Source organism: Marinicella marina, from assembly GCF_030065545.1.
In the GTDB taxonomy this organism is placed as follows: domain Bacteria; phylum Pseudomonadota; class Gammaproteobacteria; order Xanthomonadales; family Marinicellaceae; genus Marinicella; species Marinicella marina.
In genome coordinates this window covers 61787-78979 of sequence record NZ_JASJNC010000002.1, presented here as the reverse complement: position 1 = coordinate 78979, position 17193 = coordinate 61787, and the positions used below count along the sequence as shown (strand labels likewise).

Sequence of the window (17193 nt, the reverse complement as noted above, 5' to 3'; positions counted from 1 at the left end):
TACGCTATTAAATCAGAACGGCCTTAACCGCCTTTTTCCTCAGCCAGTCTAAGCTGAATCAAGGTGGCGTTGCTTTCAATGGTTTGTTGCGCCGCTTCACGATCTCGCTCTTTTTGACCGACCGTGGTACAGACTTTTTGTTTGCGGTGTGAACCGGTGACAATGCGCCTTTCACAAACGATTTTTTCCTTGGTGTCATTATCCAGAGCCATGGCAGCTGAATTATCAGGCTTATACAACTCATCACCCACTTTCACAGCAGCCACTTTATTGGGGTTGCTGCCACAAGCCGCTAAAGCAACCACGACAATAATCAACAATATACTTTTCATAAAACCTCCTTACGATTAGATTAGTAGTTTAATTAAAATGGAAGATTTTCGTACTAAGCTAACAGTAAGAGGGTTTTTTAGTACCCATAGTGGCAACAAAAATGCGCGCAACGATAGAAAAAAGGCCGCAAAAAGCGGCCTTTGAACGCAACCAAAATTGCCAACTTACCGCCCGGCTGATGCTGCCTCGAACTCCTCTTTGGCATGTTCAAACTGCGCCAAAGATTTCTCAACATACATCATCACTTCATCGATATAACCATCTGTCGAAGCCGACCAAACACGATTGATGTATCGTTCACCAGCAGCAAAACTGGACATGACATCGGCATAGGATTGAATGCCAAATAAATGCTTCATGCTGTCACGGGCATCGGCAAAATTCATTAAATCTTCACGAAATAATCGATCAATCTCAAAGCGCATTTCATAGGTTGGCACCTTATCTTTTCGGCCATTCAGTGCCTTTAAATTATCCAGAATATTGGCCAATGAAACCACCAATATTTCACGGTTCTTTTTCAACAAGTCACCGTGTTTCGCTGCTGCATTCGATTCCTTTTTATAAACTATCGCAGCCACAAAACCAATCAACATGACCGGGACAAAATAAGTCCAATTCATGACCTTTTCATCTAATGAGGCCAAATAGGCTCCTGCCAAGAATGCCGCCATCACTGTTATTAACGCTGTATTTTTCATATTAATTCTCCTTATCCTGCGGTTGAAATCACATAAACGGCGTTACCCACACCAACCAAAGCTTCACCAACAATCAGACCAGCCGCTATGGGAATACCCACCGATTCTGACCATGATTTGCCTTTGGTGCGATCCACCACCTCACGCAACAAAGTACCTAAGGCGTAAGTCAAAACAATTTCAAACGGCAGATAAAAACCCAGTCCAACGGTGATGCCCAAGCCAGCTTGTAGCAAGCTCAACAAGCCACCCAGTAATGCACCAGCAAAGTATTTTTCAGAGGGCACATCACCACCGGTTATGCCTTGCACCATAGAAGCCAAAGCTTGGCCTTGTGGCGCCGGAAATTCATCACCGCCCAAACCAAACGCCTTGTCTAATGTGAATATCAGAATAATGATAACGATGGGGCCTAACCAGGCACCAAAAAACTGCCCCAGTTGTTGTTGCCTGGGTGTGGCACCGACCAAGTAACCGGTTTTCATATCCAACATCAAATCAGTGGCTTGGCTCATCGCCACACAAGTAGCTGCACCAACTGTTACCGCAGCGACAATGGCCGAGCCCGTACTCATACCACCGAAGGTTTGGGTGATCATAATCAGCAGCGTTACTGCAATAAGCGTCATACCTGATAACGGCGACCAATTGGTTCGACCTATGGCCTCGGATAAAATAATACCAGCCATCCAGATCCACAAGGTACCTAAAACTGCCATCATGATACCGCGAATCAGACCCACTTCTTGGGCAGAGGTTACCGCCATAACTCCCAACAATATAGCCGCACCTACCACCGCAAAATATAACAGTTTAATGGGCAGTTCATCCTTACTCATGGCCGCCTCTTTTTTGGCCGAGGATTGCATCGATTTGATTGCAGATTTAATCAATGGCAGCGCAAACAACACACCAATCACTGCACCACCAATCAGCATGCCAATGCCTGTGGGTCTGAACAGCATCAAACGCAATTGATTTGGATCAGTAACAGCTACTCCATCGACCACCGGGAATGAATTGGTCAAGTCCAACATTGGCGCTATGAACCAATAACAAACAAAGCCACCTATAATAAAAGCCAAACCGCCACGACCGGCAATGAAAGCCACACCTATGGTCATCAAAGACAAATACCAAGTACCGTTGAGGTAGTCAGGCAGGCCCAATTGTTCGAATAAAGGCCAGTACTCAACACCGGTGTATAGACTCAAAACATGCACCAAACCGGAAACCACCATGGCACCGACCAACAACATGGCTTTTTTGATGCCAGCACCGGGTGATTTGAGAATTGAAGCCACAGCCACCCCACCAGGGTAGGTCAGCCGCTCGAAGTCAATCATCTGTTTTCGCAATGGTATGATAAAGGCGATGCCCAAAAAAGCACCGGCAATCGCGCCGAAAGTTAACACATAGGGATTGAACTCCAAGCCATAGCCAAGAATGAAAATAGCTGGTACTGAAAACATCATACCAGATGATGCGCCATTGACAGCTGAGGCCACTGTTTGAGCAACGTTGTTCTCGATGATAGATCGACGCCTTAATATCCCCCGCAAAATACCAAAACCCAGTATTGCGGCCAGTTCAGAACCCTCAATAGAAAAACCCAATTTGAGTGATGCATAACCAATTGAAATGGCTAAAATCACACCCAAGAAATAGCCCACCAGCACCGCATGTGGCGTCAGTTCCGGATACGCGCCACGCGTGATTGGGCCTGTAGCAGTTACCTGCGAATCAGACATATATTGCTCCCGTTTTTTATTGTTTTATTGACGTTGGCACGCCGGCTTATCAAAAAATTATAACCCAAAACTCACGCCACAGTCCGTTCACGCCAAACATCAACAGTTAAAACAGATAGTAACCACCATGAACTCGGGCACCGAGGGCTTCAACTTATTTTTGGTATATCAAGAATGTGGTTTTGTCGTCTTGCCGATTATTAATGTCTTTAATCACTTCATCAATATCCAGTTCTGAATGACAAAAAGCGCATTCATATTGATGGGTGTTTTCTAACCATTTGATGGTTTTCTTGAACTTGTGATCACAATCGGCACACTGCAGGATGACTTTTTCGTTTTTGTTCATGTTAATTTCCAGCCATTAATTCCTTCTGGCCACTTAACCACAGGGCATTGGCCTTAGGGTATAAATTAAACTCGGTGGCTGAAGCCAAACTGTAGGCGCCCACCTGAGTTACTACAAATATATCACCGATTTCTAATGGTGGCAAAACAATGTCATCATCAATCACATCAATGCTGTCACATGTCGGTCCAGCCAGAACACTGGGCATCAAACCCTGGGTCATGTCATGAGATTTTAATGGCGCGATGGGGTACTTGGCATGGTCAAACATTTGGCCACTTAAGACACCATAAACGCCATCATCGAGGTAATACCAGGTTCGCGCACCTCGTTGCGCCATCCCTACCACACTCAGCAGTTGGATGGCACTGGGCCCAGCAATGTACCGACCCGGTTCAGCCAAAACCTCAACCTCACTACCAACTGCCTGCAAAGCGGCGTTGATGGGCGCACAAAAATCTTCAATCACTGGTCCGGGACCGGTGTACTCGATGGGAAACCCGCCACCGATATCCAATATTTTCCAGTTCACCTCAGGCATGTTGGCAAACACATCAAGACACTGTTCAATGGCCTCTACATGTGCATAGGGTGCCGGTACCTGTGAACCCACATGAAAGGATAAACCCACGATGTTGATACCCAATGATTTGGCCTGGGCCACCAGCGCCGGTAGCTTGGTTAATTCACAACCAAATTTCCGTGATAAATCAACCACCGCATCTTGATTGCGGAAATTAACCCGAATCAACAGTTCAACCTGATCTTTATAGGCAATGAACTTATCTAATTCATGGCTGTTATCCACCACAAAGTATTGACAGCCGAATTCGATGGCGTGACGGATTTCCGAATCCTTTTTGATGGGGTGGGTATGAATAGTGTCAGCAGCATCTAAAGACAGGCTTCTCAATAATTCAATTTCCCCGGCAGTGGCCAGATCAAAACCACAACCCAGTTGAGCCAAATGCTTGACCACTTCAGGGTGTGGCAGGGCTTTGATGGCATAACGCATCTTCACCTGCGGCAAAGCCTTGATGAGGTTCTGGTACTGACGGGTGATGATGTCTTGGTCGATGATCACAGTTGGGGTGCCGTGTTGTGCCGCCAACTGAGCCAGTTTGCGGCGCGAGTAATTGCCCAGTTGATCGGGGTAAACCTGTTCAGCAAAGTGCGCTTTGAGCTCCTGGACCTGGTTCATACCGATGTTCCAAGGGCAGTTAAAATATACCGTGGCAATGCAAAACTGGCCTGGTGTATGGCAGCTGTGTGGTATTGGGTTTTGATAGCAGCTTGCTGAATCTTATGTTCCAGTTGACTGAGATCGAACTGCCTCAAAGTTGGATTTTGACTGGCCCATGCAAAAGTCATGATGCCACCAACATAGGTAGGCACGGCTGCAGCATAAAAGCCCACGTCTTTGAAACAAGGACTCAGTCTTTTATGGGTGGTAATGACTTCATCAAGTTGCATAAAACTGACACCATTCTGGGCCACAAACACTCCATCATCGGCCAAGCAAGATTGTACGCCATGATAAAACTCTGAGGTGAATAGTGACTCACCGGGCCCTATTGGGTCGGTTGAATCAGAAATAATCACATCAAACTTCTGGCTGCATCGGCTGACATAATTCACTCCATCATCAATCACCACATCAACCCGTTCATCAGTAAAAGCTCCAGCTGAATGATTAGGTAAATATTTGATGCACATGTCGATTACAGCTTGATCAATTTCCACTTGAGTAACGTGCTTGACTGACTGGTGTTTCAACACCTCTCGCAATATACCACCGTCACCACCGCCAATTATTAATACCTTTTGTGGGTTATGGTGACTGAACATCGGCACATGAGTCATCATCTCGTGATAAATGAACTCATCTTTCTCAGTGGTCTGTACCACACCATCTAACATCATCACTTTACCCCATTGTTGGTTCTTAAAAATCACCAAATGTTGGTGTTCAGTTTGATGTTCAAAAAGCACCTTCTCGGGACTGAACGCTTGGCCCCAAGAAGGGTACAAGCGCTCTATTTTCATCTCTGGGCGGTTCATGAAATTTGACCGCGCAAGAGGTTATCTACTTGACAAGAGGATGGCTTGAAAAATGATTTAAAAACCTCAACCGCTTGCTCAGGTTCTGCATCACCACACATGAATACATCAAAAGCGGCAAAGTTCTTTTCTGGCCAAGTGTGCACACTGATGTGAGATTCTGCTAATACGGCCACTCCTGAAATGCCTCCATTCGGTGTGAAATGATGTAAGTGGATGTGCAGCAATGTTGCTTTTGATTTTTCAACAGCCAAGCGCATTGCAGCTTCCATCTGCACCAAGTCATCAAGACCTGATGCACCCCACAAATCTATGATCAAGTGGGTGCCAGCAAAAACTTTACCGTCACGGTGAATGAAATGATCCAAACGATCATCATCCGCATCTTGTTGAAAAGAGGGCCAGGACAACTGGCTCTCAGTTGCTTTTTGGTCCCATGAGTCATTTTCATCAGCATCATGGTGCTGGTAATAAGGGTTTTTTAACATGATTTTTTCCACTTTAAAAAAACATTGTGAATGCTAATTTCACAATAAAAAAAGCGGCTGACGTTGATTCGCAGCCTTGCAAAAAAAACTGCTCAACATAGGCGAACAGAAAAAGTTGGCGCATTATTCACAAAGCACCCATGAAATGCAATAAAAAAATTGCTGGTTCAATCAATTAGGAATGACTATGGATTTACGCTGGGGGGATGGTGTGGAGACCTCAAACAATTTAGCATGATTTAAATTACCTTACTTGGCTCTGGCTCTGGAGGAAATCAATCATGATATTGACATCTTGGCGCATGCCCGGCAAGGTGTTATTTTGGAACCAGGTGTAGTAATCCATGCCACATGAATCGGGCTGTTGGGCGCACATGATGACCATCAAATAGCCGTCTGGTTGACAAGCCTCTGCTGGGGTGAAACCACAAGCCATATGGGTTACAGCCAATTGCTTGATTTGCGAGAGGTATAACTGATCATTACTTTTCAGTGCCTGTGCAGAATTATTATAAGCCTGATAGCCGAAAGAATAATTAAAGGATGATTCGATGGCAATGAAACTGTTTTTGCTTTCAATCGCTGCCAGTAAGATACGCTCGGCCAATTCACCTTTTTCCGCCCTGCTCAGCTCTTGATCGTTTTTGCGTTGTTTTAACAGCTGTCCCAGCTGGCTGTTGGGGCTGATTTGATTCATCAAATCATCGCTGCTCAATGAACTGACTGTGGGGTATTGTGCATTGTGAGATTTACACTTGACTTTGACGCCACCCATGATGTTTTTTTGTTCAGGAGTCATGTACCCCAACGAAGAATCCATCCACTCTTCGATGGCATCGGTCTCAGAGCAAAGTTTTGAAATACCCCGCAGCGCATACAGCTCGACGTAGGCATCATCACTGTATTGCCGCTCACTGATTTCAAGCATGACTGCATCTCGTTCAGACTCGGGTTGTTGCGATTTTGGCTGTTGTATATCGGGCGCAATAATGTCCAATGTATTGAATTCGGTATTTTCTTCAGCAGCCAAATTAACACCCCTTTGGGTTTTATTTGCTGCGTTGTCTTGGTTAAGCTGCGGTGATACTTCTGCCTCAATCACTTGCCGTTGATCATTGCTTTCAAACAGTTTATCGCGCTGGATAATGATGACCACCCAAGCCAACATCACCACCAGAAAAAGGTACTTAAGGGGCTGCATAGGTCTGTCTCAAAACATTGACAACATACTGGACGTCTTGCCACTGGTTTTCGCTCATATAGGCATCCTGATAAAAGCTCACTAAGTCTGCCTGGCAGGCTGCTTCATGAAAAAAACTGTAACCCAAATGACAGTACATCGGGCTCCACTGACCAGCTGGCCCGCAATCAGCACCCAGTTCACAATGATAAATTTTGGTGGCATGATTGATGACTCTGGCAAAGATTTGGTTGTCTTGTATGCCAATGACGTTTTTGATCACTTCACCTGGCGATACATATTCTATAAAAGGCAAAGCAACCTTATTTTTACCGATATTTTTATACGGTGAATAACCAAATGCATAAAGGTTTTGCTGGCTGATTTCTAAAGCAGTTTGCACCTCAAAAAACACATCAGGATCTTGACTGCGCAGTTTCAAAAACATCTGTGCATTGATTAACTCAAAAGCCGCAATGGCTTGATTTCGTTGTATTAAATTGACTTTTTTGCCTTGGATGATTTGTTGTTTAAGCCCTCTGACTTCAATCCAAATCTCATGAATGCGGTCAGATTCTTGTTGGCTTCTCATCGCTCTGTCAATGGCCATAAGACCACGACGCTCCTGTTCAAGCGAGGCCACTTGCGCTTCTAATTCCATCACTTCAGGGGGCTGTTCAGTGTCATCACCTTTGGACGCCTCAAGCACTGCATCAAAAGCGTTTTGCCATGCTGCAGCCAAACTCAAAGCATCAGCAATCGCCATCTCCTTGGGCGATTTGGGTGTCATTTCTGACAGGTATTGGCGCAACCGATCTCTGAGTTGGATGTAGGTCGGGTTCAAACTGTCATCATCAGACTTTTGATACAAATTCAAAGCCTGCATTTGACGCAAAAGGTACTGGCATGATGCTGCATGTTCAACCACCGCTTTGATTTGGATGGCTGATGGCCATTGGGGGTTGGTGGCTTTTTGCTCGGCTCGAATTCTGGCACTGAATGCTGCCACCGGATCAAACTGCTCCTCCTCCAATAGCCGATACAAAAACTCTTGGCAGCCACTGAATTTTCGCCACATGCGATAAACATCCAAATAGGTCAGCGCACGTTCCTTGGCTGTTACCACATCGGCCTCATCAAGCGCCCACTCAGTGGTTGCTGCTGTTGCTTGCATCGCTGCGTCAACGGGCTGCACTGCATTTTGACTGTTTGGCTCGGTGTCTTGGCGACTGATTGTGTTCGCTGATGTCAGGTTTTTTTGACCATCAGGACTGCTTTGCCAAAACCAGATAACGGCTGCCAGTAAAACAATAAAAATTAATTGTGTGAGGTGTTTTAACCCCATATCTGCTCCTTAATGGCATGGGTATATTCTTTTAGTAGTATGACTGAATGCCCATTTTTCGAATAAGTATCGACTTATTGATGGTGTACTTACAACTCATGGTAGGTTTGTTCCACCTTAAATTTTTGATGCACCAAACCCAAATCCTTCAAAGTCTCAGTGGTTTCGGCCAAAACTTCTTTTTTTAGTTCAATTTTTTTAGCCCACTTGGTGTATTCAAACCAAGCCTCAACATCTTCTGGCAACAAATCAAATTTATCAGCGATGATTGAAACCCGATTGGGATCTTGATATAACTTTTGTGCATGCTGCAAAGTGACTTCAATCAAAGTTTTGACCTTATCGGCATGCAGTGCCAAGGTTTGGTGACTGGCCACCACCACAAAACAAGACCACGGTGTGGGACATTCACCGATGCGCCTGAATTCACCGTTATCAACATATGGTTTGGTGGTGAACTTCTCCCAAAAGAATACGTCTGCTTTGTCTTCACGAAAAGCCATGCGCGCACCATCTAGGTTATTGATCACGCGGAACTGAAGTTTGTGAACCGGCCATTGCTTTTCTCTGGCGTGAACATAAGGCATCAGATGTGAACCTGAGCCGTATCGGCTGATGGCGTAACGGTGGTGGTAAATTTCATTGACATCAACTATGTCTGAATCAGCTGGCACATGGATACCCCAGATGATGGGAGAGTCGGTGTAAAACGACACGATTTTATAATTGGCACTGCGGGAAATCCCTGAAATGGCACCTTCAGTGAGTAAAACCGCCACATCCAGTTCATCGTTCTTAATCGCTTGGATCATGCCCCCGGTTCCTTCATAAAAATCGGTCCACTCAGGCTGGATGCCCTGGGCTTGTAATTCGCCAGATTTTCTGGCCATGTGCCACGGTAAATTATAATGCTCTGGTACGCCACCAATTCTGAGTCTGGTCATGATAAGGCTCAATAAAAATTCGCATTGTAGCATTTTCAACCAAGCACTTTGTGACGCCCTGCTCAAGGCGTTAAATTCATTGTGCTAAAATTCAGCTTATGCGCATTATTTATCTCATTTCACTGCTACTGAGTTCAACCCTAAGGGCTGAAATTGAGTTGTTGATTGTCGGTGACCAAACCCAACCCATCCACTTTGTGGTGTTGCCTTTTGACTACCATGGCGATGGCTTGAGCCCAGCTGTCACAGTAGAAAACCACATCATCAAAGCACTTTCCAGTACTGGCCTATTCAGCATGCCTTTGCGTTATGAACCACCACAGGATAATGACAACATGCTGGGGTGGCAATTTGCTGGCATTCGTTATGTGCTGCAGGGTAACCTTTTCGAAGAGCGCGACAGCATGCACCTGACACTGACTATCAATGACACTTTGGTATTGAAACCGACCATCAGTGCTGTCATCTTGAATCCAAAGCAGTTGGAAGTCAGCAGCCAATTATTCGCCGATCAAATTTACCGCAGTTTGTTCTACGCCACCTTCACCAATGACGAAGACAAACAGTACCTCAACAATGAAAACGCCACATTGACCCGTTATTTGAACCAACTGGTCTTGCTGTTCAAAGGTGTGTGGCAGAATCAAACAGGCCAAGGCAGTTGCTCGGTTGAGTTACAACAAATGCCTGGCGGCGTGCCATTCAAAACTAAACTGATGGAAGACTGTTTCAATGGTTCAGGATTAGACAGTGAAGTGCAAAGTGTTTTGGACAATATTGGTAGCCTGCCCTATGCCAGGTATCAGGCGGTTTTTGACAAAAACCTCAGCCTACAGTTCATCACCACTGATTGACTCACTTGCGTTTTTGTATCACTCTCAGAGATTCATCATCTAGCCTGTCGACCACAAATTGACTGCCTGATAAAGCCGATGTCAGTATTGTTTTGTCTTTCTGTGTGGCCTCATAACCCCAATGGTTGAATAAATAAAGATCGGTGTCTCTGCTGTGCAGGGTCAATGAGCCACGATAATACTCATCTTCTGCGCCCAAATCAGACCAAATCCGCAGCGCGATTAATTGATCACCCTGGCGTTTACTCATCAACAATCGCTCTACTTCACCACGATGGACGTATGAAAACAACGGCAAATCTTCGGCATCGGGTTCAACTTGCATGGCTCGATAAACATTGGCCCAAGTTCTGGGTTGTACAGTTTGCCAACCGGCTTGCAGCATTTGTTGTTCAAAATCATTCAAGCTGGCAACCAAGGTAATGTCCAAGGTTTGTTGTCCGTTGTTGGCCCATCCAGTGGTTTTGGCAGTCATTTGTTGTTGCAGCCACACCGGTTTGTTGACCACAGTGGCCGAGGAAAATAATACCCAAGCCACCAATGGCATCAGCAATGTGGTGGTGATGTAGGAAATTTTGATTGGTAAACCCAAAAACTGCTTGCGACTGTGGGTGCGATAAGCAATACCAATCAACATCGACCAAATGCTGGCTGTCAGTACCGATAGAACCACCATGGCCAAATTCATTTGATAGAAAAACAATGTGCTGAAAGCATAAATGATAATCAACACACCAGCCACTACATAAGGCCAGCTGCGCCATTTAACCGGGTAGGCACCGGCCACCAATATCGCCCAGAAAGCAGACACAGAAGTGAACCAAAACACATGGTGTGAGGACCAAATGTGCCAATCATCATGACCAATCAAGCAGATCAAAACAGAGAAAAAATAAGCCGAAACAGAAATCACCAACCAGTGTTGTAAGACCAAGGTCAATCGGCGATAAGCCAACCAGAGTGAAACCACCAATGTGACCGCTAAAATACTGATGTCATGGCCCAAAAATAACAACCACTTCATCGGCAACAAGGTCCATGGGTTGTGGAAAGCGAAGAAAAATGACTCGGTGCTTTGGTTCCAGCGCAGCATGGTGTCATTGATGGCAGCAAACCAAATGGTGGCAATCAAAAACACCAAAATCAACACTGCCAACATGGCCAGAGAACCTTTTTCAGGCTGTCTGGGATCGACCAATCCAGAAGTCAGGCGACCCAATTTCGGATGGTTTTGAGTCCAGGCCAATAAGCGGCTCAACCACTGATACGTACGGGGCACGAGTAAGGCATAAATGAAGTTGATTAACCAGTAAACCACCCAAATCATGACCACCAAGACCAGCACCAGCACAGACAATTTGACTGCCACTTTAGCCATGGTTTCCATCGCCGTGCCGAATAACATACCCGGTAATAAATAAAACGGCGCCCACAACACAGAAGCCACTGAACTGATTACAACGTAACGTTTTATCGGCATCCCCATCATGCCAGCTATGGCCGGTATGATGGGCCGGACTGGCCCCACAAAACGACCAATAAAGACACTGACACCGCCGTGTTTGGCGAAGAATGTTTGACCCTTTTGAATCAGGTCTGGAAATTTATATATCGGCCAAATCTGCAACAATTTACGTTTGTATTTGTGACCGATCCAAAAACTGATGCCATCGCCCAAAAAGGCCCCCAATGTTGCCCAAATCCATGCGGTGTAAAAGTCCAACACACCCAGACCAATCAAGGCACCCAGACTAACCAAAAATGCGGCACCTGGAAAAATGATACCAACCAATAAAATGGATTCAGTGAAAGCAAACAAAAAGATGAGTATGCCAGTCCAATTAGGATTGGCTTGAATCCAATCGTAAACGTCCTTAACCCATCCGGTTGGCTCCATAATCAGGCCCTGATGGCAGTCTTAGCAGCAATTAATGTTTGTTCAATGATGTCATCGTTGTGTTTAGAACTGACAAAACCCGCCTCATAAGCAGAAGGCGCGAGGTAAACGCCGTGCACCAACATGGCATGGAAGAATCGTTTGAAATGATCTTCATCGCATTCAGCCAAGTCTGCAAAGCCAGCGGCTTTTTGATCGCGAAAATACATGCCGAACATGCCGCCTTTGTGACAAGTTGAAAAAGGCACACCCGCCTCATCAGCCACCGCTTGCAAACCATTAACCAACTTGCCTGTTTGTTGCGATAAATGCTCATAGAAACCATCGCGAGAAACAATTTTCATCATCGCCGAACCTGCTGCCATGGCCAATGGGTTTCCAGATAGCGTACCTGCTTGATAGACTGGCCCAGATGGCGCAATGTAACTCATGATGTCATGGCGACCTCCAAAAGCACCGACCGGCAAACCACCACCAATGACTTTACCAAAAGTGGTCAGGTCTGGTTTCACGTCATAGACTTCTTGAGCACCGCCCCTGGCCACCCTGAAGCCAGTCATGACTTCATCAAAGATTAACACCGAACTATGTTGGTCACACAAATCTCGCATGCCCTGCAAATAACCGGCTGCTGGTTCAATCATGTTCATGTTACCGGTGATTGGCTCAACAATGATGGCTGCCACCTCATCACCGACTGCCGACATCACTTCAGTGAGGGCCTCCAAGTCATTGAAAGGCACTGTTAAAGTCAAATCAGCCACCGCTTTAGGTACACCTGGTGATCCGGGGATACCCAAAGTCAAAACACCACTGCCTGCTTTCACTAAAAATGAATCAGCATGGCCATGGTAACAACCTTCAAACTTAATGATTTTATCGCGTCCAGTAAAACCTCTGGCCAAACGAATCGCACTCATGGTGGCCTCAGTGCCTGAGTTCACCATGCGCACCATGTCGATCGATGGAATCATTTGACAGATTTGTTCAGCCAGCGTGACTTCGGCCTCAGCCGGTGCACCAAAACTCAAGCCACGATCCACCGCTTGATGAACGGCCTCTAATACTTCTTCATTGCTGTGACCAGCAATCATTGGCCCCCAACTGCCTATGTAGTCAATATAGGCTTTGCCATTGACGTCATACATATGGGGTCCTTTTGCTGTGGCTATAAACAAAGGTTCACCGCCAACGCCTTTGAAGGCCCTGACTGGTGAGTTTACGCCACCGGGAATGAACTGTTGTGCTTTGGTGAATAGGCTGTGGTTGTTATCCATCTTATTATTTGGGCATCGATTAAATGAACCGCTATTATAAAGGTTTTGACATGATTTTGGGATGACATACAATGGTCATTTTAGCCCGCCATATTCATTTTGAAAAAATCGCTCAAAATTTCATCTCAAAGGCCGCATGCAGTGGCATCCGGACACGAGAAAACCACAGCAGCAGCCCACCAAATCTTACAACAAGGTGGCAATGCTTTTGACGCTGTTTTGGCAGCAATGATGATGTCATTTGTGGCTGAGCCACTTTTATCTTCACCCGGTGGCGGTGGTTTCTTAATTGCCTCTGGCCCCCAACAAAGCCCCAAAGTTTTAGACTTTTTTTCTGATACCCCTGAGCGCTCGGCCGCCAGCATTGACATCGATGATGTGGATTTTTATCCGATCATGGGGGATTTTGGCCCGCGCCAACAAGAATTTCACATTGGCCGAGCTGCGGCTGCTGTGCCTGCCGTGCCTGCTGGCATTTTCAGCATCCATGAGTCGCTGTGTTCATTGCCATTGGCTGATATCGCTCAACCGGCCATAGATGCAGCCAATACAGGCATCACCGTCAATCACCAACAAGCTTATGTGGCGATGATACTTAAACCCATCATTGAATCAAACGATACATGTAAAGGATTATTCAAAGGGTTCAATGCTGGCAGTGTCTGGAAAAATCCACAGCTGGCAAGTTTTCTTGACAGCCTGTCAAAGTCCGACCACGCTTGGTTTTATCAAGGAAAAATAGCTGCCGAGCTGAGCGCCAACCAAGGAAGCCTTTTGAGTCAAGTCGATTTTGATAGCTACCAATGTCAAATCCGCAACCCATTGGAATTGACGGTCGGTTCATATCAAATTTTAACCAACCCACAACCCAGCAGTGGCGGATATTTAATCATTGAACAATTACGCCGATTAAAAAACCGCCATGATGAGCTCGCGGTATTGGAAGCCATGCAGCATGCCGATGACCTCAAACGCAATCCACTGGCTGAAGTATCCCGAGGCACCACCCACATGAGCGTGGCTGATGGCGAGGGTAATTTGGCCAGCTTGACCCTTTCAAACGGCGAAGGCAATGGCCAAATTGTTGGTGATTGTGGCTTTATGCTGAATAACTTTTTGGGCGAAGAAGACATCAACACCCATGGCTTTTTTGCTTGGCAGGAAAAACAACGCATGCGCTCTATGATGTCTCCGACCTTGGTGCTGGGCCCGAATGCACAGTTCGCCCTGGGTACCGGTGGATCCAATCGCATCAAAACCACCTTATTTCAGGTCATAAACCACTTAGTGAATGGTAAAAAACACCTCAAACATGCCATTGAAGCACCGAGAATGCACTATGAAAACAGCCACTTGGACTTAGAGCCTGGATTCAGTGCACAAATAATGGAGCAGTTAATCAAGACCAACCCGATTCACTCCCAATGGCATAACCATAACTTGTATTTTGGTGGTGTCAATGCCGTACAGAGTGGCACAACAACTTCAGCCATAAGTGATTTCAGGCGCAACGGTTGTGGTATCACGGGCCGCTGAACCAAACCAACACAACCGCCCACCAATGATGGCATGAAGCAAAATGTCTTTATCCACAATCGCTGTGGATAACTTTGTGAATAAGTATCAAAAATAAGCCCAACAAGACCAGCCAGTCGATTGCACAGACAGAATGGTTAATTTTTAACCATATTGATTAGGCCGTTAAATATCAACAACTTACACGGATATGTGGATGTGGAATTTTAGATATATATAGTAAATTCTTGTTTTATGACCTCAACATGACACCATGTGCATAAAATCAATAAAGCAATGATTATTTTGTCTTTATTTTAACTTACTAGCAGTCATGCTGTACTTATTCGCTGTACTTATTCGCTGTACGCTTCAGCCGTGGCATCATGCGGGTGCAGTGATTCGTGGTGGGTGACCCGCAGGTGAAACTGCTTCACCAGCTCGTCTTTCATCAAAGCCTGCTTGATTCGGCGTGCAGCATCTTCACAAAACATCAAATTCTGACCATTTCTCAAAGCAAATGCTTGCTCATCGGCCCGCTTAACGGCTGCTTGAACCGCAGTCTGAAGTGCGTTTTCAACCAAGTCTATTAATTTCTGCAGCGGCACTTGCTGTTGCGCTTCATCCAATTTAACTTTAATCACTGCAGAACTGCGTTGTGAGTGGGGTGTGGCATTGATGCCAGTCTCTGAACCCAGCCAATCAACCACCGCTTGGTAGTCAAAATTTTCTGCATCGAAATTTTGCTTGAAGTTCTCTTGTATCAGCTGTCTGGCCAGCGCTGCTGAACACGGACAGGTACTGGAGTAAGTCACTTGAAAACTTAAATACTGACTGATTCCCGATTTATGACATTGCACCACCGTCAACTTAATGGGGTATGAGCGCCAACCAGCGTATTCACTGACCAAGGCCGGACGTCGCAACAAAGCTTCAGATTCAACCTCAATCAAGGCATTGCTGCTCAACTCATGGTGTGTGCGAAGAAACTGATGAGTTAATTCAGTCAACACTGCATAATCAATTTTTTGTTGGCTGAAAACTTCGTCACAAGCCAAGTATAAACGTGACATGTGAATGCCTTTGGACACCTCATCATCCAAGGACACTTCGGCCCTGACTCGAGCCACTGAATTTGGAATTGCAGCATCGGCACTCAATACCAATGGCATTTCTATATCACTCATGCCAACCCACTGCAGCTGGCCACCGACTTTGGCTTTCTCTTCTGCGGCAATATCTGGCAAGGTTGGGGTTTGGTTGGTTGAATCTAACACTGGACTGACTGTTGCTGGGTAATGCTTATAATGCGCCCTATCTTAACAAATTCAAGCATGATTTGGCTATGAATGCATGGCTAAGTTATAGGGTTTGCCAATAATTCACTGAAAAGCCGGACAAATTCAGTGGTAAATTCCTGTGCGCAGCAATGACCTTGAACTTCTCGCCCATTTCCTCAGGCATCACCAATTGCTTCATTTCTGTTACTTGTTGAAAGTAAGTTTGGTACTCACCATCGGCATCGAGGTGCTTATCAATGCCGTTGTTAAGCAAGAAATCGGCTTGATTAGTGAAACCACAAACAGTCAAACCCACAGACTCCATGGCCTCTGCCACGGCCGTAAAATCCACAAAAGCCGTGATGTCCTGTAAGCCTACATCCTGATATGGATTGAAATTGGCTTGGTGGCGGCGGTGACATACCAGGGTGCCGGTGTGCCGCTGAGGATGGTAATAGGTTGGACGTCCATAACCATAATCAACCATTAATACCGCACCTTGTTGCAGGTTTTTCACCACAGATGCAAACCAAGCCGAAAGGTTGGGAATGAATTCAGAGCGGTAGCCCGCTGCCAGCTGCAACTCTTTCTGGGTGAGTTGTGCTGACAAATCAGCGGGGAAATCATCCCAAGTCTCTGTCAATTGACCCGCTTCATCGGTCAGCATCAGCCGCTGATATTGATCATGTTTAAAGCGAAACACTTCCACCGGCAACGCATCGAGCACTTCATTGGCATATATGATGCCATTGAACACCTCATCAGGTGGTGCGTGCAACCACTTGACCCGATCAGCCAATGCTGCTGGCAGCTGCTTAACCGCTTCTTGTTGGGTTTGTTTCAACGCGCCACTGACTTCGAAAATCCAGTAAGCATCAGGCAAACAGTTGAGCTCATCCAAGGCCAATAAAACATCAACACAAAACTGACCACTGCCAGCACCCAGCTCAAAAATCACTGGACTGCTTATTGTTGGTAGTATTTCAGCAAAGCAGCTGGCATGACATTGGGCGAATAGATCGCCCAGTTCTGATGACGTCACAAAATCACCTGCCTTACCAAATTTATGTAAACCAGCGCTGTAATAACCCAAACCAGGCTCATACAAGGCCATTCGCATAAACTCAGCAAAACTAATCGCACCTTTTTGTTTGATTTGTGTACTGATTTTATGTTGCAATGAGCTTTTGATTTTTTCCAGTGAATCGGACATATTAA

Annotated in this window: 16 protein-coding genes; 2 read left to right on the top strand and 14 right to left on the bottom strand. The window is 45.8% G+C overall.

Annotated features, from left to right (window positions below; all coding sequences use genetic code 11):
• Positions 1-23 precede the first annotated feature (23 nt).
• The 10 genes from QNI24_RS03070 to QNI24_RS03025 form a co-directional block, all read right to left on the bottom strand.
• Positions 24-332 (bottom strand): hypothetical protein, encoded by a 309-nt coding sequence (locus tag QNI24_RS03070; RefSeq protein ID WP_267174817.1) that lies wholly within the window; start codon positions 330-332, stop codon positions 24-26.
• Between the two features lie 165 nt (positions 333-497).
• Positions 498-1034 (bottom strand): hypothetical protein, encoded by a 537-nt coding sequence (locus QNI24_RS03065; RefSeq protein WP_267174816.1) that lies wholly within the window; start codon positions 1032-1034, stop codon positions 498-500.
• 11 nt (positions 1035-1045) lie between these two features.
• Positions 1046-2785 (bottom strand): OPT family oligopeptide transporter, encoded by a 1740-nt coding sequence (locus QNI24_RS03060; RefSeq protein ID WP_267174815.1) that lies wholly within the window; start codon positions 2783-2785, stop codon positions 1046-1048.
• 154 nt (positions 2786-2939) lie between these two features.
• Complete coding sequence (locus tag QNI24_RS03055) at positions 2940-3134, bottom strand: hypothetical protein (RefSeq protein ID WP_267174814.1); 195 nt, start codon at positions 3132-3134, stop codon at positions 2940-2942.
• A gap of 1 nt (position 3135) precedes the next feature.
• The gene (locus QNI24_RS03050) at positions 3136-4335 is read right to left on the bottom strand and encodes a type III PLP-dependent enzyme (RefSeq protein ID WP_267174813.1); all 1200 of its coding nucleotides are present in this window, start codon (positions 4333-4335) and stop codon (positions 3136-3138) included.
• Entirely contained in the window at positions 4332-5195 is an 864-nt protein-coding gene (gene speE / locus QNI24_RS03045) for a polyamine aminopropyltransferase (protein ID WP_283708487.1), read from the bottom strand. Before speE ends, QNI24_RS03050 begins: the two co-directional genes overlap by 4 nt.
• On the bottom strand, positions 5192-5683 hold the full coding sequence (speD, locus tag QNI24_RS03040) for an adenosylmethionine decarboxylase (protein WP_267174811.1): 492 nt from the start codon (positions 5681-5683) through the stop codon (positions 5192-5194). The genes speE and speD overlap by 4 nt, the downstream gene beginning before the upstream one ends.
• A 244-nt stretch (positions 5684-5927) precedes the next feature.
• Complete coding sequence (locus QNI24_RS03035; RefSeq protein WP_267174810.1) at positions 5928-6884, bottom strand: hypothetical protein; 957 nt, start codon at positions 6882-6884, stop codon at positions 5928-5930.
• Complete coding sequence (locus QNI24_RS03030; protein ID WP_267174809.1) at positions 6871-8208, bottom strand: hypothetical protein; 1338 nt, start codon at positions 8206-8208, stop codon at positions 6871-6873. Before QNI24_RS03030 ends, QNI24_RS03035 begins: the two co-directional genes overlap by 14 nt.
• An 89-nt stretch (positions 8209-8297) precedes the next feature.
• Positions 8298-9152, bottom strand: a complete 855-nt coding sequence (locus QNI24_RS03025; protein ID WP_267174808.1) for a substrate-binding domain-containing protein — start codon at positions 9150-9152, stop codon at positions 8298-8300.
• Between the two features lie 98 nt (positions 9153-9250).
• Between QNI24_RS03025 and QNI24_RS03020 the strand changes: the two genes are divergently transcribed.
• Positions 9251-10006 (top strand): hypothetical protein, encoded by a 756-nt coding sequence (locus tag QNI24_RS03020; protein WP_267174807.1) that lies wholly within the window; start codon positions 9251-9253, stop codon positions 10004-10006.
• Position 10007: 1 nt separating this feature from the next.
• Here QNI24_RS03020 and QNI24_RS03015 read toward each other — a convergent pair whose 3' ends face one another.
• Entirely contained in the window at positions 10008-11903 is a 1896-nt protein-coding gene (locus QNI24_RS03015; RefSeq protein ID WP_267174806.1) for a DedA family protein, read from the bottom strand.
• A gap of 2 nt (positions 11904-11905) precedes the next feature.
• Positions 11906-13180, bottom strand: a complete 1275-nt coding sequence (hemL, locus tag QNI24_RS03010) for a glutamate-1-semialdehyde 2,1-aminomutase (RefSeq protein WP_267174805.1) — start codon at positions 13178-13180, stop codon at positions 11906-11908.
• Between the two features lie 99 nt (positions 13181-13279).
• Here hemL and QNI24_RS03005 point away from each other — a divergent pair, with 99 nt between their 5' ends.
• A complete protein-coding gene (locus QNI24_RS03005; RefSeq protein WP_267174804.1) occupies positions 13280-14716 on the top strand; it encodes a gamma-glutamyltransferase in 1437 nt (478 codons plus the stop codon).
• A gap of 335 nt (positions 14717-15051) precedes the next feature.
• On the opposite strand, the gene folE2 is transcribed toward QNI24_RS03005, so the two are convergent.
• Both folE2 and QNI24_RS02995 read right to left on the bottom strand, forming a co-directional pair.
• Positions 15052-15972 (bottom strand): GTP cyclohydrolase FolE2, encoded by a 921-nt coding sequence (folE2, locus tag QNI24_RS03000; protein ID WP_267174803.1) that lies wholly within the window; start codon positions 15970-15972, stop codon positions 15052-15054.
• 85 nt (positions 15973-16057) lie between these two features.
• A complete protein-coding gene (locus QNI24_RS02995) occupies positions 16058-17188 on the bottom strand; it encodes a class I SAM-dependent methyltransferase (protein WP_267174802.1) in 1131 nt (376 codons plus the stop codon).
• Between the last annotated feature and the right edge of the window lie 5 nt (positions 17189-17193).